The organism is Bernardetia sp. Wsw4-3y2, from assembly GCF_037126295.1.
Lineage (GTDB): Bacteria > Bacteroidota > Bacteroidia > Cytophagales > Bernardetiaceae > Bernardetia.
Map to the genome: position 1 here is coordinate 3,520,845 of NZ_CP147017.1, position 23,301 is coordinate 3,544,145.

At 30.2% G+C, this 23,301-nt stretch carries 29 protein-coding genes; 17 read left to right on the forward strand and 12 right to left on the reverse strand.

The genetic code is table 11. The annotated features are described in order from the left end of the window. Positions 1–239 precede the first annotated feature (239 nt). The 3 genes from V9L05_RS14315 (at position 240) to V9L05_RS14325 (ending at position 1,579) form a co-directional block, all read left to right on the forward strand. On the forward strand, positions 240–575 hold the full coding sequence (locus tag V9L05_RS14315; RefSeq protein WP_338812557.1) for a hypothetical protein: 336 nt from the start codon (positions 240–242) through the stop codon (positions 573–575). A 145-nt stretch (positions 576–720) separates the two neighbouring features. After that, positions 721–1,008: a hypothetical protein gene (locus tag V9L05_RS14320; protein ID WP_338812558.1), complete on the forward strand. Its 288-nt coding sequence runs from the start codon at positions 721–723 to the stop codon at positions 1,006–1,008. A gap of 112 nt (positions 1,009–1,120) precedes the next feature. Then, the gene (locus V9L05_RS14325) at positions 1,121–1,579 is read left to right on the forward strand and encodes a hypothetical protein (protein WP_338812559.1); all 459 of its coding nucleotides are present in this window, start codon (positions 1,121–1,123) and stop codon (positions 1,577–1,579) included. Between the two features lies 1 nt (position 1,580). Here V9L05_RS14325 and V9L05_RS14330 read toward each other — a convergent pair whose 3' ends face one another. The 6 genes from V9L05_RS14330 to V9L05_RS14355 form a co-directional block, all read right to left on the reverse strand. Next, on the reverse strand, positions 1,581–2,645 hold the full coding sequence (locus V9L05_RS14330; RefSeq protein ID WP_338812560.1) for a DUF5074 domain-containing protein: 1,065 nt from the start codon (positions 2,643–2,645) through the stop codon (positions 1,581–1,583). Positions 2,646–2,773: 128 nt separating this feature from the next. Beyond that, positions 2,774–3,655 (reverse strand): hypothetical protein, encoded by an 882-nt coding sequence (locus tag V9L05_RS14335; protein WP_338812561.1) that lies wholly within the window; start codon positions 3,653–3,655, stop codon positions 2,774–2,776. Then, entirely contained in the window at positions 3,645–4,532 is an 888-nt protein-coding gene (locus V9L05_RS14340) for a hypothetical protein (protein ID WP_338812562.1), read from the reverse strand. Before V9L05_RS14340 ends, V9L05_RS14335 begins: the two co-directional genes overlap by 11 nt. 15 nt (positions 4,533–4,547) lie before the next feature. After that, positions 4,548–5,402, reverse strand: a complete 855-nt coding sequence (locus V9L05_RS14345) for a hypothetical protein (RefSeq protein WP_338812563.1) — start codon at positions 5,400–5,402, stop codon at positions 4,548–4,550. An 18-nt stretch (positions 5,403–5,420) separates the two neighbouring features. Further along, entirely contained in the window at positions 5,421–6,392 is a 972-nt protein-coding gene (locus V9L05_RS14350) for a hypothetical protein (protein WP_338812564.1), read from the reverse strand. 130 nt (positions 6,393–6,522) lie between these two features. Next, positions 6,523–7,434 (reverse strand): TIGR01777 family oxidoreductase, encoded by a 912-nt coding sequence (locus tag V9L05_RS14355; protein WP_338812565.1) that lies wholly within the window; start codon positions 7,432–7,434, stop codon positions 6,523–6,525. A 241-nt stretch (positions 7,435–7,675) separates the two neighbouring features. Here V9L05_RS14355 and V9L05_RS14360 point away from each other — a divergent pair, with 241 nt between their 5' ends. From V9L05_RS14360 to atpG, 7 genes are all read left to right on the forward strand, one after another. Beyond that, on the forward strand, positions 7,676–8,104 hold the full coding sequence (locus V9L05_RS14360; RefSeq protein WP_338792544.1) for a hypothetical protein: 429 nt from the start codon (positions 7,676–7,678) through the stop codon (positions 8,102–8,104). A gap of 100 nt (positions 8,105–8,204) precedes the next feature. Beyond that, positions 8,205–9,392, forward strand: a complete 1,188-nt coding sequence (gene atpB / locus V9L05_RS14365; protein WP_338812566.1) for a F0F1 ATP synthase subunit A — start codon at positions 8,205–8,207, stop codon at positions 9,390–9,392. A gap of 291 nt (positions 9,393–9,683) precedes the next feature. Further along, positions 9,684–9,950: an ATP synthase F0 subunit C gene (atpE, locus tag V9L05_RS14370; protein WP_291725959.1), complete on the forward strand. Its 267-nt coding sequence runs from the start codon at positions 9,684–9,686 to the stop codon at positions 9,948–9,950. Between the two features lie 214 nt (positions 9,951–10,164). After that, positions 10,165–10,674 (forward strand): F0F1 ATP synthase subunit B, encoded by a 510-nt coding sequence (atpF, locus tag V9L05_RS14375; protein WP_338812567.1) that lies wholly within the window; start codon positions 10,165–10,167, stop codon positions 10,672–10,674. A 125-nt stretch (positions 10,675–10,799) separates the two neighbouring features. Further along, entirely contained in the window at positions 10,800–11,336 is a 537-nt protein-coding gene (atpH, locus tag V9L05_RS14380) for an ATP synthase F1 subunit delta (RefSeq protein WP_338792541.1), read from the forward strand. Positions 11,337–11,470: 134 nt separating this feature from the next. Continuing rightward, positions 11,471–13,066: a F0F1 ATP synthase subunit alpha gene (gene atpA / locus V9L05_RS14385; RefSeq protein ID WP_338812568.1), complete on the forward strand. Its 1,596-nt coding sequence runs from the start codon at positions 11,471–11,473 to the stop codon at positions 13,064–13,066. Positions 13,067–13,213: 147 nt separating this feature from the next. Further along, entirely contained in the window at positions 13,214–14,149 is a 936-nt protein-coding gene (atpG, locus tag V9L05_RS14390; protein ID WP_338812569.1) for an ATP synthase F1 subunit gamma, read from the forward strand. 97 nt (positions 14,150–14,246) lie between these two features. Here atpG and V9L05_RS14395 read toward each other — a convergent pair whose 3' ends face one another. Beyond that, complete coding sequence (locus tag V9L05_RS14395) at positions 14,247–14,822, reverse strand: hypothetical protein (RefSeq protein WP_338792538.1); 576 nt, start codon at positions 14,820–14,822, stop codon at positions 14,247–14,249. Between the two features lie 139 nt (positions 14,823–14,961). Here V9L05_RS14395 and crcB point away from each other — a divergent pair, with 139 nt between their 5' ends. Both crcB and V9L05_RS14405 read left to right on the forward strand, forming a co-directional pair. After that, the gene (gene crcB, locus V9L05_RS14400) at positions 14,962–15,351 is read left to right on the forward strand and encodes a fluoride efflux transporter CrcB (protein WP_338792537.1); all 390 of its coding nucleotides are present in this window, start codon (positions 14,962–14,964) and stop codon (positions 15,349–15,351) included. Between the two features lie 497 nt (positions 15,352–15,848). Beyond that, positions 15,849–16,433, forward strand: a complete 585-nt coding sequence (locus V9L05_RS14405) for a T9SS type A sorting domain-containing protein (RefSeq protein WP_338812570.1) — start codon at positions 15,849–15,851, stop codon at positions 16,431–16,433. A 119-nt stretch (positions 16,434–16,552) separates the two neighbouring features. Here the strand turns inward: V9L05_RS14405 and folE are convergent, their stop codons facing one another. Both folE and V9L05_RS14415 read right to left on the reverse strand, forming a co-directional pair. Then, a complete protein-coding gene (gene folE, locus V9L05_RS14410; protein WP_338812571.1) occupies positions 16,553–17,353 on the reverse strand; it encodes a GTP cyclohydrolase I FolE in 801 nt (266 codons plus the stop codon). Further along, entirely contained in the window at positions 17,316–17,723 is a 408-nt protein-coding gene (locus V9L05_RS14415; protein WP_338792534.1) for a 6-carboxytetrahydropterin synthase, read from the reverse strand. The genes folE and V9L05_RS14415 overlap by 38 nt, the downstream gene beginning before the upstream one ends. Positions 17,724–18,066: 343 nt before the next feature. On the opposite strand from V9L05_RS14415, the gene V9L05_RS14420 reads away from it, so the two are divergent. From V9L05_RS14420 to V9L05_RS14435, 4 genes are all read left to right on the forward strand, one after another. Continuing rightward, positions 18,067–18,681 (forward strand): hypothetical protein, encoded by a 615-nt coding sequence (locus tag V9L05_RS14420; protein ID WP_338812572.1) that lies wholly within the window; start codon positions 18,067–18,069, stop codon positions 18,679–18,681. Between the two features lie 189 nt (positions 18,682–18,870). After that, on the forward strand, positions 18,871–19,908 hold the full coding sequence (locus V9L05_RS14425; protein ID WP_338812573.1) for a quinone-dependent dihydroorotate dehydrogenase: 1,038 nt from the start codon (positions 18,871–18,873) through the stop codon (positions 19,906–19,908). Between the two features lie 19 nt (positions 19,909–19,927). Continuing rightward, positions 19,928–20,572 carry a hypothetical protein gene (locus V9L05_RS14430; RefSeq protein WP_338812574.1) on the forward strand — a complete coding sequence of 215 codons (645 nt, stop codon included), beginning with the start codon at positions 19,928–19,930 and terminating at the stop codon, positions 20,570–20,572. Between the two features lie 5 nt (positions 20,573–20,577). Further along, positions 20,578–21,000: a hypothetical protein gene (locus V9L05_RS14435; protein WP_338812575.1), complete on the forward strand. Its 423-nt coding sequence runs from the start codon at positions 20,578–20,580 to the stop codon at positions 20,998–21,000. A gap of 1 nt (position 21,001) precedes the next feature. Here the strand turns inward: V9L05_RS14435 and V9L05_RS14440 are convergent, their stop codons facing one another. Further along, positions 21,002–21,409 carry a hypothetical protein gene (locus tag V9L05_RS14440; RefSeq protein WP_338812576.1) on the reverse strand — a complete coding sequence of 136 codons (408 nt, stop codon included), beginning with the start codon at positions 21,407–21,409 and terminating at the stop codon, positions 21,002–21,004. A gap of 36 nt (positions 21,410–21,445) precedes the next feature. Continuing rightward, positions 21,446–21,937 carry a hypothetical protein gene (locus V9L05_RS14445; protein WP_338812577.1) on the reverse strand — a complete coding sequence of 164 codons (492 nt, stop codon included), beginning with the start codon at positions 21,935–21,937 and terminating at the stop codon, positions 21,446–21,448. A gap of 237 nt (positions 21,938–22,174) precedes the next feature. Between V9L05_RS14445 and V9L05_RS14450 the strand changes: the two genes are divergently transcribed. Continuing rightward, complete coding sequence (locus V9L05_RS14450; RefSeq protein WP_338812578.1) at positions 22,175–22,543, forward strand: hypothetical protein; 369 nt, start codon at positions 22,175–22,177, stop codon at positions 22,541–22,543. Positions 22,544–22,552: 9 nt separating this feature from the next. On the opposite strand, the gene V9L05_RS14455 is transcribed toward V9L05_RS14450, so the two are convergent. After that, on the reverse strand, positions 22,553–23,290 hold the full coding sequence (locus tag V9L05_RS14455) for a protein phosphatase 2C domain-containing protein (protein ID WP_338812579.1): 738 nt from the start codon (positions 23,288–23,290) through the stop codon (positions 22,553–22,555). Positions 23,291–23,301 lie beyond the last annotated feature (11 nt).

Here is a 23,301-nt window from a genome sequence, read left to right on the forward strand (position 1 = left end):
ACAAAATATTTCTACAATTTAAACCCAAATTTTAGCAAGTTATTGGTTAAAGTAAAGGTTTTGAAAAAAGTATTCTTTATTTTTGAGAAATAAGGAATTATTTTTGAAAAAGATAGGTTGAGTAGTTGAATTTGAAAGAGTTATACTTAACTAAAGTTATCAAAAAATCATTTCAAAAAGACTACTCTCTAAACAAAACCTTCACAAATTGATTTATATAAATATAGATTATTAATAATATGATTGATTATAAAATATACAAGTTGAATTTTAGATTACATAATGAGTTGAATCGTAGAGGAAACTTTACAAATTCAGCTTCTATTAATTCTACTTTTCAGATTGGCATATTTTCATTTAATTATGTATTAACTACTTTATTTGTATTGTTTTCGATAGAGACTCTTCAAACTCAATTTTACAATTTTCAAGGAAAAGAACAACTACAAGAACAAAATAGCCCAAAGAGTGGGACAGACAGACAAAGTGATGCAGTAGAAAATATATTTCCTGCTCAGCTTACAGATAGTTCTGATGATTTTCTGTTTCCAAGAAATTTAAAAATTTATATATGATATTTCGTAGCCTTGAGAGCAAACTTTTAGAGTTAGCTGTTGAGGTTTTTTATTTGCCAGTGTTTGAAAAAAATAATTTCTAATAATTTCATTCAAAAAGGCACTAATTAGCATTTTTTTAAAACCCATTTATCCCACATTTATTATGAGCAAATTAAATAAACTTCCAGTATTCAAAGAAACAGTATACTTAATATTAGACGGTGAAACTTCACATAAAGAAGAAGCTGAATTTATGAAATTTATAGCTACCTCAACATGGCACCGAGAATACTTTGAAAATGAAAAACAACTTCATACGCTCATCAAAAAAAGCATAGAAAGACAACCTGCACCATTCAATTTACAAGAACTCATACAAGGCAAACTGCACGAAGAAATGGCAGCTAACAAAAGTACAGAAAGCGAAAAAGAAAAAATTAGAAAAAATTAGAGAAACTAGAATAACACAGAAAATTTTAAAACACAAAAAACTCTTCATTTAGAATTATATAAAATTCGTATGAAGAGTTTTTTGTATATTTGAATTTGTAAAATATTAATGTATGCTGAACAAAATATTTTTTCTCCTCCTGTATTTTATCTGTTTATCTAGTTTTGCAGAAGCAGATACACTAGATTTTTTAGATTACTGGCGTATTTCCTACAATAAAAATCTAATAAGAGAAACATATATAATTGAGGTTCAAGAAATTTCTATTAAGATAAAAGATATAAAACCAACAGATTCATTAGTAATTGAGTATTTTAGAGATACTCCTTGCCATAAATGTGAATGTTATGTATTTATCGAAGACAAAGAAAAAAGAACAATAACCAAAGGAGAGTCAACTGGAACTGGAACACCAATAAAAATTTCTCTTTCTAAAATCTTATTTGCTTTATGGAAAACTCCACAATATCATCTAAAAAGTAAAGAGCAATATTATAAAATTATTTATACAGAAAATAATAAATATTGGAGAGGTGGAAAAAAGATATTGTTTAATTTAAAACTGGAATAATCTACTTAAAACAAATGTCATTCGGAATAACACCTACTTTATAGCGTTCTACTTCTCTTTTGCTCTGCAAATCATATTCAAAAATATAGCCTTCTTGTTGGTAATCTAAAGCATCAGCAAAAAGTAAACGCCCATTTTTAGGAGAAATAACAGCATTATAAATCAGTGTATTTACTGTTCCTAATCCTTCAATAAAAGGAGTTTGGGGAAGGCGAGAATCTATCTGAAAACTAGATAGTTGATACAAATTAGTATCAGAAATCCAGTACAAATCATTATTATAAATATTCAAAAACTGAGGTTTTTCTTCTTCATCAAATACTCTACTCTCACTACTACGTACATCTGAAAGCGAAGAAGTAATCAATCTAGCTCTTTCAGTATCCGAACCTGTCGCCAAAATCCAAATTCTATTTTGTGCTTCGTCAGCAACTATGCTTTTTGAACCTGCTGGCGTAGTGATGGTATGAATAATTTCATCGTTTCTTGAATCAATCACCCAAACTTTATCAGCATCGTGAGAAGTAACCCAAATATAATCGCCTAGTTTTGCCATCTTTTCTGTCCATTCTGTAGTACGAATTTCTTTTGTTATTTGATTAGTTTGTAAATTAATGACATAAATCAAATCTCTATAAATAGTGCTTACATACGCTTTTGAATCATTTATTCCAATAAAATAACGAGGCGAATGAAGATTTTTTATAGTTGCTATTCTATCTAAAGTTGTTGGGTTTACGACTTCTACTTTTTGAGAATTATTGACTACAATATATCCTTTTCCATTATGAATGGTCATAGATTGCCCTACATTTCCTAAAGGCTCATTATTTACTCTTTCAAAAATATTATTTTCTACTTTTCCTTTGTCTATTCCGTCTTGATGAATAAAAGTAAGAGTCGCTTTTCCCCAATCAAAATTTCCTTCATTGACTACAAAAAAGCCATTTTGATAATCTTTTGAGGGTTCGCCTTCATCTACACCAATAGGAGATTGTCCATCAATTTCACAAGATGAAAGTATAAAAAAACAAGAAAGGCAGAATAAGTAAAATAAATTTTTCATTAGAATAGAATTTGGATTTGTTTAAGAAAAATAAAACGCAAATCTACAAAAACAAAAAACTTGCCGTAGAAAATAAAAATAGTTTTTTGAAACTAGATAAATATATGAAAGAAGAAGTCGTAAAAATCTCAAAACTCCAATTCTCTTTCCAAAACAACCGAATCTTGTTCTAATTTATCATTTCTAAAATAAAATACACTTCGCCATTTTTTGTTTTTTTCTATTGCTGAGAATGGGATTTGGTATTCTTCTAATAAAATGGCTTCGTTGTCTTTTCCTCCACTGATTCCAAATCCAATTTTATAATAACTTCTAAGGGTAAGATAATTTTCATAATTTGATTTTCTTGAATAGGTTTCTGGAATAAGCGAAGTTTTTGAATAATAATCAACCCAATCAACTGAAATTGTATCTCCAATTTTCACAATACTTTTTGAAGGAATTCCTATCAAATTATAGTATATAAAATCCATATTTCCTCCTGATGTGCTGGCTCTTACATATTCCTTAAATCTATTTGATACAGAAATAATCTCTGTCCACTCATTATAATCTAGTTTTTCTTTTTTAAAGAGAGAATCAAAAGTAGTATAAGAAACATGTTTTCCCCACTTTAGAGTATCATATTTTTCTCTAGCTTTTTCAAAAGCATCTGCAATCTTGAATTTGTGTGAGTTCCAATCTTTTCCTAATGTATCAATCTTATAAATAGAATCAATCACTGAAAGAATTTTGATTACTTCATATTGTTTCTTCTCTGTTTTGGCATAATCTCCATTTACAGATTCTAAGAAAGGGTTTTGAGAGTTAAGTTCTGCATAACTGATTAGACTTTCTTTAAAATATTTATTGCGTCTTTTTGAAATTTTGAGTTGATTGGCAACATACTTTTTGCAATATTCTTCATTCAAAGGCTCTATTTCTTTACGGAAAACGTAGTTTTGAAATAGGAAGTAGAAAGAGCTAAAAATGATTAACAACAGACTACTATTTATAATCTTAGTTTGCATAATCTGTTTTTTTAGGAATTACTTTTATTGGAATAGATAATTTTGATGCTTTAGGTTTTTCAGAGAAAGGATATAAAATAGTATCTCCTACTTGTTGGAAAGAATAAAAAGCTTTAGTTTTATGGAAAGTAGAATCTAGCAAAAAAGGATTAATATCGATTCTAGGCTCATTCGTTTTTGTAGATTTATAGTAATCTGTACCATATTTTGTATCTGTAAAAAAGACAAATGATTTGATTAACATCATTTCATTTTGATAGTCTGGAACAAGCATTTGATAACCTTCAAAATTATTAGAAACATAAGAAGTTGGAAACTGCTTTTTGTTCGAATCAAAAATAGAATCTGTCAAATCTATAATCTGTTGGCGTTGTTTTATTAAATCTAGCCATATTTTTTTGTCATTCTGTTGCCAATCTACCGAACGAATACTTGACTTTGCAACTCCTAAAGTTTTATACAAAGAATCTGAAGCATTTTTGATTAGGTTTCTTCTTTCCTCATCAAGAATATATTCAGCGTCATGATATTTTTGTATAATAGATGTAATTTCAAAACTATGTACAAGACTGAAATAATCTTGAAGAGATTTTGGAATGGAATAATATAATTTCTTTTTTATTTTATTGCGAACATTTTTATTATAATCACTAGTATCTTGATTCTTATCTTTTAAACTATAAGTAGCTTTTTGCATAAATCTGTTATTCTCTTCTTGTCTGAATTGTAAAACCTCATTTGTGGTATTAGAGATAAGTCCTTGAGTATCTATCAAAAACTCTTGATTTCCTTTTTCCTGCCAAAAATAAAAACACCAAAAAGCCACAGCCAAAACAGCCAAAAGAAGTGTAGATTTATTTATAGTTTGTTTTTTCATAATCTTATTTTTTGCTCAAAACTCCAACTCTCTTTCCAAAACAACCGAATCTTGTTCTAATTTGTCATTTCTAAAATAAAATACACTTCGCCATTTTTTGTCTTTTTCTATTTCTGAGAAAGGGATTTGATATTCTTGTAAGAGAATTGCATCATCATAAATATTATCTACCAATTTATACTTATCATAATTTGAACTAAAACGATATGTTTCTGGAATCATATAAAAGTCAGAATAAAAATTTACCCAATTTATGGAAATTGTATCTCCTACCTGTACTGTACTTTTTGAAGGAATAGGCAGTAAGCCATAATGTGAAAAACCAGAACAAAAACAGCCAAAAGAAGAAATAAAATTACTTTTAAAATCATTAGAAGCATAATATATTTCTGCCCAGCCATAATCATTTATTTCTTTGTTCTTAAAAATAGAATCTAAATCGTAATAGTCTGTTTTCATTTTCAAAGTATCGTAACGAGAATTTAAAGTTAAATAAGTAAAAATAGATTTTAATTTATTCTTGTTTTTCTTCCATTCTCTTTTTTCTAAACTATGTGTAAGAACCGAGTCTAAAGAGCGAAATAATAGAAACGTTCTGTAATCTTTATTTCTAAGATAACCTGATTCTGAATTTATTGTATCTCTAAAAATAAAAGATGTATTTATTGGCAAATCATTTCCTTTTATTATTTCTTCAGTTATTATTTTGTTCAATTGGTTTGATTCTACTACATAGCTTTCTAAATACTTTTCTTTGTACTTTTGATGTAAAGGTTTTACTTTTTCCATCAAAAAATAATCCTTTACTACAAAAAACAAAGCGACAAGACAAGTGAAAACCAATAAGCTGTTTATAATTTTTGTCTTCATAAATTTTAATTTTTGCATTTATTTGTCAGAAATAACTTTGAATGGTATTTTATAACCTTGACTTTCATATTTACCCATTTTGCTCAATCTTTCTTTAGTAAAAGATGGAAAAATTACTGTATCTCCTATTTTATCAAAAACATGGTAAGTAATGGGACTTTTCATTTCCCAATAAATAGAATCATTAAATTTGAAAAAATTTGACCGTTGTTCTTCTGCAAACGGATAAACAATGTTTTTATCAAATAACGAAGTGTAGAATTTTGTATCAGAGGGAAACCAATATGCTTTTATGAGCATAGTTTGAGTTTCATAATTTGGAATAAGTGTAGAATATCCTTCAAAATTATCAGATGTGTAGGAAGTTGGAAATTGCTTTTTATTTTCTGTAATAATTGAATCTTTAAGGTTAATAACTTGTTCACTTTGTTTTATTAAATCTAACCAAATAAGTAAATCGTCTGTTTCATTCCAGTTCACAATAGGTAAATTTACTTTCTTAAAGGCTAATGATTGTTTTTTGATAGCTTCTAAATTTTCTTTAATATCTTCCAAAAGAACTTTTCTGAATGACTTATCATATTTATAATCTTTTATCCACTTTTTTCTAAAGAAAACTTCATCTTCAAATTTAGAAATAGATGTTGTATATCTCTGTTTCTCATCAAGAATTAAATGAGCAATTTTTTCTCTAAAGTAATCTTCTTCATTTTTTGAGTTTTTATAATCAAATCCGTGATTAGCAGAATCTTTAAAACTTCTCTTTACATAATGTACAGAATCCCAAAAACTACTCTCTGTTTTGTTCAAAAATAATTGATTTTCCTTCTCTCTTAATCTTTCGGTATTTCTGACTGTCTCATTTACTAATGCTTGTGTTTCATAAATTATTTTTTCATTCTCTTTCGATTGCCAAAAATAAAAACACCAAAAAGCCACAGCTAAAACAGCCAAAAGCAGGGTAGATTTATTTATAGTTTGTTTTTTCATAGGCTAAAAATATATAACTATCTGACGAAACACAAAAAAGCGAAATGATTTTGAAGATTTATCATTTCGCTTTTCGGTAAAGCCTAATAAGGTAATATTTCGTAATTCGTAATTGACAATTCGTAATTGATTATGAATAAAAATCATCAACAGCCTTTTGAGCATCTACAAAATCAAATTCAAAACCTGCTTTTACTATCTTATCATCACTTGCTTTTATACTTCTCAAAACTGATTCCGCTTGTTGTCCTAAAAGCAAATACATAGCAGGTTCGGGAACATTTGGCAAAAACAATGGTTTATCTAAAGAATTTGCAATAATGCGTGTGAGTTCTGCATTAGTTACAGGATTTGGAGCAACGGCATTATAAGTTCCTTGCATTTTATCATCTTCAATTGCCTTGATAAAAATTCTACAAAGGTCATCGATATGAATCCAAGAAACGATTTGATTTCCATCTCCCAAAGCTGCACCAGCCCACGCCTTTACAGGTTTTGCCATTTCTACCAGTGCGCCACCTTTATCACTCAAAACAATTCCGATACGAATAATAGTAGAACGAATATTGGAAGGAACTTCAGCATGCGCTTTTTCCCATTCTACACAAACTTGCGCCAAAAAGTCATTTCCAGCTGGAGCATCTTCTTTATGTAAATTACGACTATGTTCTTTCTCAAAACCATAATAACCAATAGCAGAAGCTCCAATATAGGTTTTGACATGATGGTCTAAAACCGTTAGTTTTTCTACCAAAAGAGCTGTTGAGAGTGTGCGACTTTCCATTATTTTTTCCTTTTGAGAATCTATCCATGCTTTGTCCATAATACCAGTTCCTGCCAAATGAATAACACAATCAGCTTTTTGGATGGCTTCTTCTTCCATTTCGCCAGCTTCTACGTCCCACTCATAGACTGTAACCCCAGGAATATGACTTCCCGAACGACTAAGGTGCATTACTTCATAATTTCCACTTGCCAATAAAAGTTCTGTAAGGCGAGTTCCGACAAGTCCAGAACCTCCTGTAATTAATATCTTTTTCATAAAAAAAGTAAATCAAAAAATGTAGTTGTAAAAATAATTCAATACTCTATTAACTCAATTTGTGTGAAAACGTTTTGAGTTTTTATGTAAACGTTCTTAGTGAGATTAAACAAAGAATATCAAAAATACTTTCAAATAATTCTTGCTTTTAAAAATTATAGTCTGTACTTTTGCACCCAAATTAAGGATAAGCCTTGAAAAATCAATCTCTTTAAAAAGTACCTAAAAAGCTCCTATAAAAGTGTCTGAGAACCAATTGTCTGATTCTGCAAAGAAAAAAATTGCTCGTTCGTATCACCTTCAATTTGGAGGTTTTGCATTAGTGATGCTTCTTTGTATGTTGGCTTTTCAGTTTTTTGTAACTCAATATTATATTCCTCAAGTTTGGGGTGTTTATATTGGAATTACACTTTTATACTGGATTACAGGAATGATTACCTTGCGTTTTTTGGGGAGTGCTAATTTTGGTTATGCCATGATGGTCTCTAAAATGGTAAGAATGCTTTTTTGTGCTTCTGTGATGCTTGCTTATGTTATGATAAGTGGCGAAGGAGTAATTAGTTTGGCTTTTGTGATGCTTTTTCTATATTTTGGTTATTTATTGTTTGAAATTCGTGCATTGTTACCTAACTTGCAGCGCAATTCAGAACAAGACTCAGAGAAACCATAAATTAGTCAACGTTCCTTATACGTTTCTAGTTCAATTTAGGTTTAGATAAAAAGAAATTAATTTTCAGCGTAAATTATAAATTACACTAATACGGAATCAAGTGAAGAATAACATTTTACCTTTCATCAAACTCAACTATTCAAAAAATATTTTTTTGAGTGTTTTGTTTTCTCTACTTACTTTTTCTAATCTATTTGCTCAAGATGGACAAAAAGATGGAATTAATAGTAATGAAACAGACGGACATTTAGACATTGAACACGTCGATGAAGATAAGTTTGATATTACTGAGATGATTAATCATCATATTTTGGATTCTCACGAATGGCATCTTTTTACTACTGTTGATGAAAACAAAGAAGAACATCATTACTCTATTCCATTGCCTCTGATTGTTTATACAAATGGACAGTTTGATGTATTTATGTCTAGTGAATTTCATCATGCGCCTATCAAAACTGTTGAGATTCCAAATGAAAAAGTAACAGCAGGACACGATAATACTCGTGCCGTTCTCACAAAAGGACAATACAACTATATCTTAGACCACGAACACGTAAAAGTGGTAGATAATAATGGAAAGCTAATTGAAGATATTCATCCTCTTGATTTATCAATTACAAAAAATGTAGCCTCTATGATGATTGCTTCACTTTTACTTTTAGTAATTGGATTTAGCATTGCAGGAGCATACAAAAAACGTGAAGGACAAGCACCAAAAGGAATGCAATCTTTCTTTGAGCCTATTATTGTTTATCTTCGTGATGATTTGGCTATTCCAAACATTGGCGAACACAAATACAAAAAATATTTTCCGTATCTATTGACTTTGTTTTTCTTTATTTGGTTTAATAACCTTTTAGGTTTGCTTCCTTCTGGCGCAAACACTTCAGGAAACATTGCCTTTACAATGACTTTAGCAGCTCTTACTCTTATTATTACAAATGTTTCAGCAAACAAACATTATTGGAAACACGTCTTTGCAATGCCAGGTGTGCCAATTCCACTTTTGTTGATTATGATTCCTGTAGAGATTATTGGTATTTTTACTAAGCCAATAGCTCTTATGATTCGTCTTTTTGCTAACATAACAGCAGGACACACAATTATTTTAGCCTTGATTGGAATTATCTTTATATTCAAAAACTATATTTTGGGTGTGCCTATTGTTCCTTTTGTGTTTTTGATGATGTGTTTAGAGTTATTTGTTGCCCTTTTACAAGCATATATCTTTACTCTTCTTACAGCATTATTTATTGGTCAAGCTATTGCAGACGACCATCACTAAATCAGTAACCAGTTATCAGTAATGTAGTTACCAGTTAAATGCAATTACTGAAAAACTAGTTATTTTAGAAGGAAAAGATTAGAATAAGAAAATATAATTACTCATTAGTATTTTTGTATTACTTCTAAAATCTAATTTCTAACTTCTACCTTTATTTTCGGATAAATTTCAGAATACAAGACACTTATTTTAGTCTTATTTTAATTAAAAACGGTAGGTTTTTATTAAAATGTCAGTATTCATTATATATATCAATTCATTTTCTTTTTATACTCTTTAAATTTAGATATTATGTTCGCATTTATTGCTATGTTATTACAAGCTGTTGCTGATTATTCTGCTTATGCTGCTATCGGTGGTGGTCTTGGTGCTGGTTTAGCTGTTTTGGGTGCTGGTCTTGGTATCGGTCAAGTAGGTGGTCGTGCTATGGAAGCTATGGCTCGCCAACCTGAAAAATTAGGTCAAATCCAAACTGCAATGATTATCGCAGCAGCCCTTATTGAAGGTGCAGCTCTTTTTGCTATCGTAGTTTCATTCCTTATCGGTGGCTGGAAGTAAGACATACAAAAATGAAGTAGTAATAAATTAGTTATTGCTACTTCGTTTTTAACTAGTTCTATCTAATTTTATAAAAAGAAAACTATCCTTATACTTGTCAGATACTTCAAAGTGTCAGGTAAATAAAAGATAAAAAAAATATTCCGTTATTTTATGTTTTGCATAAATAACAACTAAAAAAGAATTTAATTTAATACCTATATATTTAATCATTATGCTTCTCCAACTCAATCCACTTATTACGCCTAATGTTGGTCTTATTTTTTGGACAGGACTTATCTTTATCTTGCTTGTTGTTGTTTTAGGCAAATTTGTTTGGCCTTCTATCACAAAAGCATTAGAAACTCGTGAGCGTTCTATCGAAGAAGCTCTTAAAGCTGCTGAAGCTGCTCGTATGGCAAAGGCAGATTTAGAAAATGAAATTGAAAAAATCCGTCAAGAAGGACGTATTGAGCGTGAGCAAATGATGAAAGAAACTCGTGTAGTTGCTTCTAAAATGGAAGAAGATGCTCGTGAACGTGCAACAAAAGAATACAATCGTATTTTGGAAGATGCAAAACGTGAAATCGACTCACAGAAACAAAATGCTATGGCTGATGTAAGAAAGCAAGTTGCAACTCTTTCTTTACAAATTGCTGAGAAATTAGTAAAAGAACAATTAGCTTCTGATTCTGCTCAAAAACAATTGGTAGAAAATTATTTGAATGATATTAAAGTAAATTAATTGATAATTGACAGTTGATAATTAAATAACATAAAATTTATTTTTTGTTTCTTGAAATTTTCAACTGAAATTTAGCATAACTAACTTATCAATTTTCCATTATCAATTCTCAATTATAAAAAATTATGTCAGATATTCGTGTTGCTTCTAGATATGCCAAATCAGTTTTTGATTTAGCCAATGAACACTCTACTTTGGAAGAAGTGCATAATGATATGGTAAATATCAAAGAAACAGTTGAAGGAAGCAGAGAATTAGAGGTGCTTTTGAAAAGCCCTATTGTCAATCCTTCTAAAAAACTATCTATCTTAAATGCTCTTTTTGGAAGTAGTAATGATTTGACAAAGAAATTTTTTACGCTTGTAGTAAAAAAAGGACGTGAAGCAGACCTTTTTGAAACTGCCAAACAATTTCATTTGCTTTACAATTCTCAAAAGGGAGTTGAAATGGCAGAAGTAATTACTCCTTTTGAACTTACAGATGATTTGCGTAACTCTTTTAAAGAGAAAATACGTCAGCTTTCTGGACAACAAGGAGTAGAATTAAAAGAGACAATAGATAAAAGTCTTATCGGAGGTTTTATTTTGAATATTGAAGGAAAGCAGATTGATGATTCTGTCAAAACTCGCCTTCAAAAAATAGAACAGTCGTTAGGTAAATAGAAAAATCGTAAATTAAAATTACCTTGACAATGGTCTTGACCTTGTCAATGGTTGTCATTAAGAAATATTTTGTACCTTTGCAATCTATTCAAAAAAAATAAAAATTCAATCGTAACTGTTAAATTCACGAATAAATGGTCAGACCTGATGAAGTTTCAGCAATTCTAAGAGAACAACTCTCTAATGCAAAAACAGACGCTCAACTCGAAGAAGTAGGAACTGTACTTCAAGTAGGTGATGGCGTTGCTCGTATCTACGGACTTACAAACGCTCGTGCTGGTGAGCTTATCGAATTCAACAACGGCTTGACTGGAATGGTCTTGAACCTTGAAGAAGATAATGTAGGAGCTGTACTCTTTGGAGATTATACTAACGTAGGTGAAGGCGATTCTGTCAAAACTACTGGACGTATTGCATCACTTAAAGTAGGTGATGGTATGGTAGGACGTGTAGTTGATACACTTGGAAATCCTATTGATGGTAAAGGTCCTATTGCAGGAGACCTTTATGAAATGCCACTTGAGCGTAAAGCACCAGGTGTAATTTATCGTGAGCCTGTAACAGAACCTCTTCAAACAGGTATCAAGGCGATTGATGCAATGATTCCAATCGGTCGTGGTCAGCGTGAGCTTATCATTGGTGACCGTCAGACAGGTAAAACTGCTGTAGCGATTGATGCAATTATCAATCAAAAAGAATTTTATGACAAAGGAGAGCCAGTTTTCTGTATCTATGTAGCTATAGGACAAAAAGCCTCTACGGTGGCTGGTATCGTTGCTTCATTAGAGCGTTACGGAGCTATGGCTTATACAGTTATTGTTTCAGCTTCGGCTGCTGACCCTGCTCCAATGCAATTTTTTGCGCCATTTGCTGGTGCTGCAATCGGAGAGTTTTTCCGTGATACTGGTCGTCCTGCTCTTGTAGTTTATGATGATCTTTCAAAACAAGCTGTTGCTTACCGTGAGGTTTCTCTTCTTCTTCGTCGTCCTCCAGGGCGTGAAGCATATCCAGGTGATGTATTTTATCTTCACTCTCGTCTTTTGGAGCGTGCTGCAAAAGTTATCAATGATGATAAAATTGCACAAGGTATGAATGATATTCCTGAATCTTTGCAAAAAGCAGGTATCGTAAGAGGTGGAGGTTCACTAACAGCACTTCCAATCATTGAGACACAAGCAGGTGACGTTTCGGCATATATCCCAACTAACGTAATTTCGATTACAGATGGTCAGATATTCTTAGAAACTAACTTATTTAACTCTGGTATCCGTCCAGCAATTAACGTAGGTATTTCGGTATCTCGTGTAGGGGGTTCGGCTCAGATTAAGTCTATGAAAAAAGTATCTGGTACTTTGAAACTAGACCAAGCACAATTTAGAGAACTAGAAGCATTTGCAAAATTTGGTTCAGACCTTGATGCAGCTACTAAACTTGTTATTGAACGTGGACGTAGAAATACAGAAATGTTGAAGCAAAAACAATTCTCTCCAGTAGAAGTAGAGAAGCAAGTTGCTATCATTTATGCTACTACAAATGGTATTACTGATAATGTTCCTACTGAAAAAATGAAAGATTATGAAGCAAATTATCTAAGCATTTTGGAGCAGAATCATAGAAAAACATTAGACGAACTTCGTGCAGGGAAATATACGCCAGAACAAACTGACGTTCTTGCTAAAGTAGCTAAAGATGTAGCTAAAACGTATAATGTTGCAACTGCAAAAGCATAATTTAATTCTGTATAATAGACTTTTTAGTCTGTTTTAAATAGTCAAATTTAATTTCCGTGTTTTATTTTTAAAATGAAACACGGTTATTCAAAACATATAGATTTACACAGACTAAAGTCTGTGCTACAAAAGCCTTCAAAATATACTATGGCAAATTTAAAAGAAGTTCGTGGAAGGATTGTATCTGTAAAATCCACCCAGCAAATTACAAAAGCAATGAAAATGGTAGCTGCTGCAAAGCTGCGCCGAGCTCAAAATCGTATGATGCAAATGCGTCCATACGCTCAAAAATTGAGTCAAATTTTGCAAAATGTAACGGCTTCTCTTGTTGGAGATGATTTTGAAAGCAAGTACAGTGAAGTTCGTGCAGAAGAAAAAATCTTGATTGTAACTATTACATCAGATAAAGGTCTTTGTGGAGCTTTCAATACGTATGTACTTCGTGCCATGCAAAGTTTGATTAATCGTAATTATAGCCGTCAGAATTCTTTAGGAAACGTAACAGTTATGCCTATTGGAAAGCGTGCTTTGGATTATGTTCGTCGTCGCAATTTGAAATCTGTAAATGATTATTCAGCAATATTCTCTCAAAAAGAACTTACGTTTGATTATGTTCGCCAAGCAGCAGAATATGCAATGGATGAGTTTACAAAAGGAAATTACGATAAAATAGAAATTGTCTATAATGAATTTAAAAATGTTGCTACACAGATTGTACGTGTAGAACAGTTTTTGCCAATTGCTCCTCCTACTGAGAAAGTGGAAGAAAAAGTATCAGCAAAACCATCTTTGGTTAAAAAAGAAGAATTTTCTGCAAACGTAGATTATATCTTTGAACCAAATAAAAAAGAAATTTTAGCAGACCTTATTCCTCAATCTCTCAAAACACAGTTTTATAGCAAAATCGTAGAATCAAATGCAGCCGAACAAGGCGCACGTATGACTGCTATGGATAAAGCAACTGAAAATGCAGGAGAACTTCTCAAAGAGTTGAAATTGAGTTATAACAGAGCTAGACAGGCTAACATTACAAAAGAAATTTTGGAAATTGTTGGTGGTGCAGAAGCATTAGAGCAAAGTTAATAGTTAGTTCTAAATCAAGAATATTAAAAAAACCGTCTGAAATTTATTTATTTCAGACGGTTTTTTGATTCATAGAAAATATTTTGATTTTAGTTTTTTAGAATCTTCTACCAATATTTATTCCTACTCTTGGATAAATACTTTCTCCATATTCTTCACTTTGAGCAAAATTTCGTCCTAATCCATACACCATTTCTCCAAACCATTTTTGACTTCTACTCATAAATTTACTTCCTATTGCAAGTCCTAATCCGTAACCAAATTCAGTTTTATAATCATTTCCATAAGGGTTGTAGTTGTTATAATAATAATTTTCGTAACTAAAAGCTGAACCATTACCTTCAATAAAAAATCCTGCAGCATTATCTTTTTTTCCAAAATAAATGCGATAGTAAGGAGTTAGCATAAAATTATAATTAATCGTATTTCCACCTCCTAAAGCTAAAGAAATACCTGCTGCTGTTTCATCACTTAATACTCTTTCATAGGTGATTTCTGGAAGACCCAGCAAAGTATATAATCCATTTATTTTGATTTCATTTGCTCGGAAATGAGGGTCATGTGTTACGACATCTTCTTTATTGACAATATAAACACTATCTACTTGAGCAAAAGCAATGCTTGTACTCATAAAAAACAGAACAAATAAGACAAATTTAAAATTTGATTTCATAAAATAAAAAAATTAGAGTAAATAGAGTTAAATAAAAATAATTTGCGCTATAATTATAATAATGACGCTTTTAAATTTTAATGCGTTGCACTAAGGTTAAACTATTTTTGCAAAATTTTATAAAAAAGAAACTTTTAAAATGAATATTTCTACATTGTCATTATTTGCAGTTTTTGTTGGAGGAGGCTTAGGGTCAGTAGTTCGTTTTTTAGCTTCTAAATGGATTATGGAACACTCTACAGGCTTTCCAACGGCTACTTTTGTTACTAATTTTTTAGCTTGTATTATCTTGGGAATGTTAGCTAATTACTTAGGGGAAGCAAAACTAGAAAGTGAGAAAATCCTAGCAGCTTTATTTATGACAGGTTTTTGTGGTGGCTTTAGTACATTTTCTACCCTCAACTTAGAAACCTTTAAACTTATTCAAGTACAAAATTATCAAATTGCTTTTTTATATACTTTTTCCAATGTAATTCTAGGGTTTATCGGAATTGCTGTTGGTTTTTGGCTTATAAATATTTTTAAATAGAATTTAAATATTTTTAAGAAATAAAAAATACAAAATCTAAAAACCGATATGTCTGCTGGTTTTAAGTATAATATTTTGTTTAATATGTTTTTAAAGAATTTTATTTGGTGTTGAGTGTGGGGTTGCAGACTATTTTGTTCTTATGATTTATTATGATTACTGTTTTTAGCTAAAACAGGTTTTAACATAAAAAATAGCAAAAGTAGAATAATATGAATAATATTTGATGTTATGCAAAATAATATTTTTATTTTTGTTGTTTTTTGTGATTTATATTTGGGGTTGCATACTTTTTAGTTAAAAAAAATCCTTTTGAAGGAGCATTGAAAAACTGTAACCTACAGTAACAGAAGCCGTTAGGAAGACTATAAGCAACGAAAAAGAATAGCAGAAAAAATAATTTATTCTTTAACTCTTTTTTATATGCTTTTATTACTTTTTATTTTAAAAAGTATTTCTTTTATACTACCTCTTCAAACAAATCACAACAAATTACTATGAACTTATCAAAATCAATCTTCGCTGTTATTTTTGCTCTTACACTTTCATTTAATTCTTTTGCAAATGCTCCTTTTGGAGAAAATGACCGAGCAACTATTATTAAAGTAATTCCAAATACGACAAAGTTTGTATTAACATTTGAAAATGTTAAACAAGAAAACTTAGAAGTAAAGATTTATGATAAAAATCTAGGTTTGTTGTACTCTGAATCTCTTGGAAAAAAAGAAAGTATTGAGCGTACTTATGACCTTAAAGTAAATGGAACGTATACTGTAATCCTAAAAGGAGAAACCTATAATGAAAAAAGAGAAGTAACTGTTAAAAATACCATAACAAATGAGTTTATGGCTGATTTTGCACCAAAGACTAGCGATAATAAAGCTATTGCAACTATCAAAAATAACAAAAGTACAGTTACAATAACTCTTACTAATGAAGAGGGAAATATTTTGCAAGAAAAAACAGTTACATCAGAAAATGCAAAATGCACAATTAACCTTGATAACTTAGAAAAAGGAACATATTTTTTACAAGTTATTGGACAAGATAAAGCTTTTTATGAAACGTATGTTATCAACTAATTATCCTTCATAAAGTTAAAAAAGCAACCTAGAGATAGGTTGCTTTTTTTATGGAAAATTGTAAATACCACTGCTTTTGTTGCTATTTTAGCATACTGATGATGCTACCAGAAATCTAATTATTGAATATACTTCAAAAATTCACTACGAGTAGCTTCTTCATTAAATTTACCACTATAAAAACTTGTAATTGTGGTGCTAGTTTGGTCTTGTATTCCTCTCATTGATACGCACATATGAGCAGCATCTAAAACAACAGCTATATCTTCTGTTTCTAACATTTTCTTTAATTCTTCACCTATTTGATTTGTCAGTCTTTCTTGTACTTGTGGACGACGAGCAAAATAATCTACAATTCTGTGTAGTTTTGAAAGACCTACAACTCCATTATTTGAAATATAAGCAATGTGTGCTTTTCCGTGAATGGGAACAAAGTGGTGTTCACAATGCGAATGAAAACTAATATTTTTTTCTACTAAGAGTTGATTATAGCCAAACTTATTATCAAACATTTTTGTGGCTGGCTTATTCTCTGGATTAAGTCCTTTGAAAATTTCTTGTACATACATTTTAGCAACTCGCTTTGGTGTTCCTTGTAAACTATCATCTGTCAAATCAAGTCCCAAAATATCCATTATTTCTTTAAAATGGTCTGCTATTTTTTCTATTTTTGTAGCATCATCAAGTTCAAAAGCATCTTTTCGTAAAGGTGTTTCTATAGATGTTGCTATATGGTTTTCGCCAATAATTTGCGATTTTTCTTCCTGTTCTTTCTCTGTAAGTTGTACTTGTTTTGTCGTTTTTTTCACTTGTTTTTTCTTGTTAGAAGTAGTAGAAGTTTGACTCACTTGTTTGTCATGATTATGAATACCCTCTACCTTTTTAGGCTGGGCATTCGACGAAGTTCCGTTCAGTTTCATAAAGTTTGATTTTTAAGTCTAAGTTTGAATTAAGTTTTGGACGCAAGATATTATAAATCACAACTGCTATATTTTCAGCACTTGGATTTAGGTCTTTAAATTCTGGAATCTCTAAATTGAGATTTTTGTGGTCAAAACGGTCTGCAATATGTTCTTTTATCAAATCACTAAGCCATTTCATGTCTACAACATATCCTGTTTCTGGGTCAATTTCACCAGTCACTTGTACGATAAGATTGTAATTATGACCGTGATAATATTCATTATTACATTTACCAAATATTTCTTGATTTTTTTCGGCTGACCAGTTTGGATTATTTAAACGATGGGCTGCATTGAAATGTTCTTTTCTGAAAACGGAAACACGCATAATTTTTATATACTATTTTTAAGATAAAAAGGATAACAAAAATTAAAATTCTATATTTATTCTTCTAATAGAAAAATATTTTTCTAAATTTAATTAATTGGCTATCAAAGGCAATAAGGACTTTGTGAGAAGTTTTGTTTTGAAAATAAACTACTTTTATGAAAAATTTTAGTGGAAAGCTTGGAACAAATAATAAATCAAAGATATTAAATAGTATGCCAATAGATGAATTATATTTGTTTATAATTTAGTCAGATTTAATCAAATTGTTTAATAAATGGTAGGTAAATATTAAACAAGATATATTCTCAAACTTTACTTTTATTTAAAAGGTTTTCAATTTATGGATTTTTTCGACGATATATTCAAAAAACTCTTTCCCAAGCGAAATAAAACAATTCCTTTAATAAAAGAAAATTTAAAGAGGTCAGAGAAAGATGAACTAGCATTTCAGATTTGGAGTTCAAGTGCTGATGCAAAGTATTGGTTGGCAAGGATTTATGAATCCTATCATCTTAAAAGAGAAGGATTGGTTTCCAAAGATATTGAGGTTCATTTGTTTGCTTCGGCTGCCTCAAATGGAGTTGCAATTACTTATACGAATGCGATGAGTAGCAAGCAATTCCGTTTTTTGTTTGACAAATTGAAGGAGTCTGTTCTACAACTTCCCTATCCTTACAAGCTCTACACTTCTGACCGAGCACATTATGAGCGAACAAATTATATAGAGACAATAGAAAAACACTATCTAAAACCTGTTTATGGAACAAGTAATGAAGTAAAAAATGAGCTTAAAACAGATGGACAACTTCCTCAGTTTTATGGAAATGTATTGATAGAATATATTCAAATTGACGGAGAACCTAGTTTTATTCGTCTTTTAGCAAATATTTATTCAGATAGACTTTTTCTTGATGCATTACCTTTTGAGGAACTTGTAGAGAAGGTTTTGAAATAAGGATTTGTAGTAAAAAGTTGTATTTTTGCAAAACTAAGGAATGGTAAATTATTAATGATGAATGGTAAATGAATACAAATGATTGATTGTCAATAAATTGCAAAATTAAAAAGAGTAATTTATTTAATTTTTGTTTCTAAAGTTCATTCAGACTTCTTATTTCTGAAATCTAACTTCTTATTTTATTCTATGTATTCACTTTTACGCCCTCTCTTTTTCAAACTTGATGCTGAAAAAGCACATTATACAGCTATTGCAGGATTACAAACACTTCTGAAAATAGGAGGTAAATCTGTTGTAACAAATCCCATAAATTCAAATAAAAAATTAGAAAAGGAAGTTTTTGGGTTAAAATTCAAAAACCCTGTGGGTTTGGCAGCAGGTTTTGATAAAAATGCAAAATGGATTGAGGAGCTAGACCATCTCGGCTTTGGATTTATAGAAATAGGAACACTTACACCAAAACCACAAGATGGAAATGAAAAACCTCGTTTGTTTCGTTTGAAAGAAGATAATGCGCTCATCAATAGAATGGGTTTTAATAATGAAGGAGTAGAAATTGCTGTGGAAAGATTAAAAAAAATAAAAGCCAAAAAGCCACATATTATTATTGGTGGAAATATTGGAAAGAATAAAGTTACACCAAATGAAGAAGCTACAAACGATTATCTGATGTGTTTTGATGCACTTTTTGATTATGTAGATTATTTTGTGGTCAATGTAAGTTCTCCAAATACGCCAAATCTTAGAGAATTGCAAGAAAAAAAGCCACTTACAGAGCTTCTACAAACACTTCAAAATCGTAATAAAGAACATTTAATTCCGAAGCCTTTACTTCTCAAAATTGCACCAGACCTCACAGATTCTCAACTTGATGATATTATAGAAATAGCTAAAGAAACAAAACTAGCAGGAATAATTGCAACAAACACAACCATCAGTAGAGAAAACTTAAAAACAGAATCTCAAAAAGTAGAAAATTTGGGAAATGGTGGACTAAGTGGAAAGCCATTGAAAGACAGAAGTACAGAAGTAATTGCTTATCTTCATCAGAAATCAAATGCAGCCTTTCCAATTATTGGAGTGGGAGGAATTCATAGCCCAAAAGATGCACTAGACAAACTAAATGCAGGTGCAAGTTTGATACAACTCTATACAGGTTTTGTTTATGAAGGTTGGGAGCTGATTAGTAAAATAAATAAAGAAATTCTAGACACCAAATCCTAAGGGTTTAAAGGTTACAATTATGGACAATCAAGAACAAGAATACGATTTTTTGCCCTACGTTTTTACAGAAAATATCTATTATATCGATGGCGTAAAATCAGAATGGGAAATTGAAGCAAGTGCAAATCAAGAACCAACAAACCAAGTTTCTCAAAATCAAGCTACAGAAACAAAAACTCTAAAACAAGAAATACAAGAAATTAAATCAAAAAACTCTGATTTGCAAAGTGAAAAGGTTATAAGTAAATCAAATCAAGAAAATTCTGATATAGATTTTTCTTATTTTGGAAAGAACCGTAAAAACTTCTTGATTTTGATAAAAGAAACAGAGCAAGAAAACTTAAAAGAAACAGATAGTAAACTCCTGACAGGTATTTTGGCAGCAGGACAGCTTTCTCTCAATGATGTAGCTATTGTAAATATGGCAAAAACAAAGGCTACTTTTTTGGATATGTATAAAAAACTAAAACCTACTTCAGTAGTAAGTTTTGGCGTTGATACAAAAAACTTAGGTGTTCCCCATGAATTTGAACTTTACAAACCTACTAAGATAAAAGCCATTACGTGGATTATTGCACATAATTTTGTAGCTCTTCATTCTGACAAAACCAAAAAACTAGGACTTTGGACAGCTTTGAAGGAATTGGAGTGTTATGTTTCCTAAAACTTATGAATAAGAAAACTAAAAAATATGATGATTATATTTCTTATTTAGGAAAGAATAGGAGAAGTTTTTTGATTGTTGTAAGTCAGAAAAATGAGGAAATACTAGAAGAAAATAATCTCACTCTATTAAAAAATATTTTGAAGGCAGGTTTGCTTTCACTAGATGATGTAATGGTAGTAAATACAGAACAAGAGGGTTTTTCATTCTTGGAAATTTGTAAACAAGCAAGACCTATTTATATTCTTGCTTTTGGTGTTGATACAAAAAACTTAGGTGTTCCTCATGAATTTGAACTTTATAAACCTACTAAGGTAAAAGCCATTACGTGGATTATTTCACATAATTTTGTAGCTCTTCATTCTGACAAAACCAAAAAACTAGGACTTTGGACAGCTTTGAAGGAATTGGAATGTTATGTTTCGTAATCTATAAACCCAATCGTTCGGCTTCTTCTGGGTTTTGTTTTTTGAGTAATGTAAAATCACTGTATTGTGTAATAATATTAAATTTCAAAAGAAGATTAGCTGTATCTTCACTTTTTTCATTAAGTTCTTCATGTTTTTTTATGTAAATAGCATTATGCCTTTCTTGGTCTAATTTAAAATACTCTTGCATAATATCATTATCTACTTTTTCACGCTCTTTTTTAGATAAAGCTTCTTTTTCTTTTCCCATTTCTACAAATTGGGTGACATACTCATCAAACCATTTTTGTAATTTTGCGTGTATTTCGGTTGTGCTGCTTTCAGTTTTGTACAAAAGGTCATAAATTTTATCATTGAGTTGATTGGCAAGGTTCATAATACGTTTGCCTAAAGATATATTGTTTTTCATAAGTGTTTTTAATTTAACTATTTGAGATTGTGAGTTTTACATTCTCATTCTTTTAGAAAATTCTATTTCCCATTCACTAACTCCATAAATAGTTTTGATAATCAAAGTAGAGTTTGAAAGTTTTTTTATTTCCCAAAAAACATCAGGTTCTTTTTTTCTGTATAAGGCAATTTGATTTCTGTCCTTCAAATAATGCCAAGAAATAGGTTTCTCTGTTTCAAAGAAATTAGTTTCTAATTTTCCATTATTTGTATTTCTAACAACAAATGTACTGGTTGTAAACTCTAAGAATAGGGAATCTTTTTTTAAATTTAGAATAGAATCTCGTTGCAAAAGAATTCTTTCTTGTTCTTTGGAATAATACTTTTTATTTGGAATAGGAGTTGAATTGACGTTTTCTATTTTCCAATATCCAACTAAATCATTTTCATCCTCTAAAAATTTGTTTCCAAAAAAGTAGATAACGCCAACAGCTATTAGCAAAATGAAAGTAATTACACCATAAAAAAAAGCATTGATAGATTGCATTTTATTCAAATTTAAAAAATAATAATTCAGATTAACTTAATTATGTCACGGAAATAGCAACCTCTTTATTGATATTCTAGCATATCAAAACCAATCAAACTTGCACTTAAACAATGTAATTATAAATTTTATAAAACAGCAATAATTTACTAAATTTCCTCATTAGATTGCAATTTTGTAAAAGCATTTAACTTTTTATTCTTTTATTTTTCTGATTTTACTTTCACAATATAATTTATGAATTTTTTTTTACTTCAAAAAAGGGTATTAAATTCCTTTTCTATTTTCTTTGTTGTTCTTTGTGCTGCTTGTACCTCTAAAAATCAAGTTAAAAATACAATAGATAAAGAGGTTTTGGGTGTGCAGATACATAAAGAAGAAGCTCAAAATCCACAAAAACGCAATAAAAACAAACTTGAAGGTCTGCTTATCAAAAAAGCAGATAGTTTCTATTTTGCCAGTAACTTCAAACAAGCTCAAACACTCTATGACATGGCTTTAAATAATGTTACTGATGCTGAAACAAAAAAGTATTTGATAGAAAAAATAGCTGAAACAAAAGGAAGAATTGAAGAAAATAGCACTAAAGATTCAGTTAAAAAATGAAAGTAGTAATTATTTTTTGATGCGAATAATAGCCAAATCATCTGTAACTAGGTGATTTATTTTCTTTAAATTCCTGATTTTTCTATCTAAAAAATTATCAAATTCGGATTCTTGATAATCTACTAAAAGATAATCAATTATTTCAGATTCACTTTTCTGCTGATTTTGATTTTTTAAATTCTTGAACGTAAATATTCCATCTGTAGAAATTGATAAGTCTGAAAAATTAGAAATAGATAGTTTTTGATGTTGTTTTTTATAAAACTCTTCAAAATTTTCAGTCAAATGATACCCTAAATAATCTGGCGTGTTGTTTTGTTCGTATTCTGTGAGTTTTGCATCTACACAAATGAGTCCGTCGCCTATTGTTATTAGTTCAGCGTTGTAATTTTTTGTATCAATAATTCCCAAAATAAGCGTAGAAAGTAGTTCATTTGTTTCTAAACCTAATTTATTCTTTATTTCCTTTGTGTCGTCTATAAGTTCTTGAAGGATAGTTTTGAGTTTTGAATGCAAATCTATTTCTTGATTTTTCTTTGAAATGAACTCTTCATAAAATGTATTCTTAGCTATTTTTCTAAGAATTTTTCCATATAAAATGGAAGCAAAAACAGACTCTGTTCCCATCGTACAACCATCTAAAACGGCAATTAAGATTTGATTAGAAGCAAGTTGTTCTTTTATCAAAAAATCTTCGCAGTAGTTGGTATGAAACTCTCCAATTTGTAAGGTGGTGTATATTTTCATTTCTATTATTT

What these genes read in the sequence shown, in the direction of transcription:
- V9L05_RS14325 (WP_338812559.1), top strand. Translation starts at nt 1,121, where the DNA reads ATGCTGAACAAAATATTTTTTCTCCTCCTGTATTTTATCTGTTTATCT.
- V9L05_RS14455 (WP_338812579.1), bottom strand. Translation starts at nt 23,290, where the DNA reads ATGAAAATATACACCACCTTACAAATTGGAGAGTTTCATACCAACTAC.
- V9L05_RS14440 (WP_338812576.1), bottom strand. Translation starts at nt 21,409, where the DNA reads ATGAAAAACAATATATCTTTAGGCAAACGTATTATGAACCTTGCCAAT.
- atpG (WP_338812569.1), top strand. Translation starts at nt 13,214, where the DNA reads ATGGCAAATTTAAAAGAAGTTCGTGGAAGGATTGTATCTGTAAAATCC.
- V9L05_RS14395 (WP_338792538.1), bottom strand. Translation starts at nt 14,822, where the DNA reads ATGAAATCAAATTTTAAATTTGTCTTATTTGTTCTGTTTTTTATGAGT.
- crcB (WP_338792537.1), top strand. Translation starts at nt 14,962, where the DNA reads ATGAATATTTCTACATTGTCATTATTTGCAGTTTTTGTTGGAGGAGGC.
- V9L05_RS14330 (WP_338812560.1), bottom strand. Translation starts at nt 2,645, where the DNA reads ATGAAAAATTTATTTTACTTATTCTGCCTTTCTTGTTTTTTTATACTT.
- V9L05_RS14430 (WP_338812574.1), top strand. Translation starts at nt 19,928, where the DNA reads ATGGACAATCAAGAACAAGAATACGATTTTTTGCCCTACGTTTTTACA.
- V9L05_RS14315 (WP_338812557.1), top strand. Translation starts at nt 240, where the DNA reads ATGATTGATTATAAAATATACAAGTTGAATTTTAGATTACATAATGAG.
- V9L05_RS14335 (WP_338812561.1), bottom strand. Translation starts at nt 3,655, where the DNA reads ATGCAAACTAAGATTATAAATAGTAGTCTGTTGTTAATCATTTTTAGC.
- V9L05_RS14425 (WP_338812573.1), top strand. Translation starts at nt 18,871, where the DNA reads ATGTATTCACTTTTACGCCCTCTCTTTTTCAAACTTGATGCTGAAAAA.
- atpE (WP_291725959.1), top strand. Translation starts at nt 9,684, where the DNA reads ATGTTCGCATTTATTGCTATGTTATTACAAGCTGTTGCTGATTATTCT.
- V9L05_RS14450 (WP_338812578.1), top strand. Translation starts at nt 22,175, where the DNA reads ATGAATTTTTTTTTACTTCAAAAAAGGGTATTAAATTCCTTTTCTATT.
- V9L05_RS14340 (WP_338812562.1), bottom strand. Translation starts at nt 4,532, where the DNA reads ATGAAAAAACAAACTATAAATAAATCTACACTTCTTTTGGCTGTTTTG.
- folE (WP_338812571.1), bottom strand. Translation starts at nt 17,353, where the DNA reads ATGAAACTGAACGGAACTTCGTCGAATGCCCAGCCTAAAAAGGTAGAG.
- atpF (WP_338812567.1), top strand. Translation starts at nt 10,165, where the DNA reads ATGCTTCTCCAACTCAATCCACTTATTACGCCTAATGTTGGTCTTATT.
- V9L05_RS14320 (WP_338812558.1), top strand. Translation starts at nt 721, where the DNA reads ATGAGCAAATTAAATAAACTTCCAGTATTCAAAGAAACAGTATACTTA.
- V9L05_RS14435 (WP_338812575.1), top strand. Translation starts at nt 20,578, where the DNA reads ATGAATAAGAAAACTAAAAAATATGATGATTATATTTCTTATTTAGGA.
- V9L05_RS14420 (WP_338812572.1), top strand. Translation starts at nt 18,067, where the DNA reads ATGGATTTTTTCGACGATATATTCAAAAAACTCTTTCCCAAGCGAAAT.
- V9L05_RS14445 (WP_338812577.1), bottom strand. Translation starts at nt 21,937, where the DNA reads ATGCAATCTATCAATGCTTTTTTTTATGGTGTAATTACTTTCATTTTG.
- V9L05_RS14405 (WP_338812570.1), top strand. Translation starts at nt 15,849, where the DNA reads ATGAACTTATCAAAATCAATCTTCGCTGTTATTTTTGCTCTTACACTT.
- V9L05_RS14345 (WP_338812563.1), bottom strand. Translation starts at nt 5,402, where the DNA reads ATGAAGACAAAAATTATAAACAGCTTATTGGTTTTCACTTGTCTTGTC.
- V9L05_RS14355 (WP_338812565.1), bottom strand. Translation starts at nt 7,434, where the DNA reads ATGAAAAAGATATTAATTACAGGAGGTTCTGGACTTGTCGGAACTCGC.
- V9L05_RS14415 (WP_338792534.1), bottom strand. Translation starts at nt 17,723, where the DNA reads ATGCGTGTTTCCGTTTTCAGAAAAGAACATTTCAATGCAGCCCATCGT.
- V9L05_RS14350 (WP_338812564.1), bottom strand. Translation starts at nt 6,392, where the DNA reads ATGAAAAAACAAACTATAAATAAATCTACCCTGCTTTTGGCTGTTTTA.
- atpH (WP_338792541.1), top strand. Translation starts at nt 10,800, where the DNA reads ATGTCAGATATTCGTGTTGCTTCTAGATATGCCAAATCAGTTTTTGAT.
- atpA (WP_338812568.1), top strand. Translation starts at nt 11,471, where the DNA reads ATGGTCAGACCTGATGAAGTTTCAGCAATTCTAAGAGAACAACTCTCT.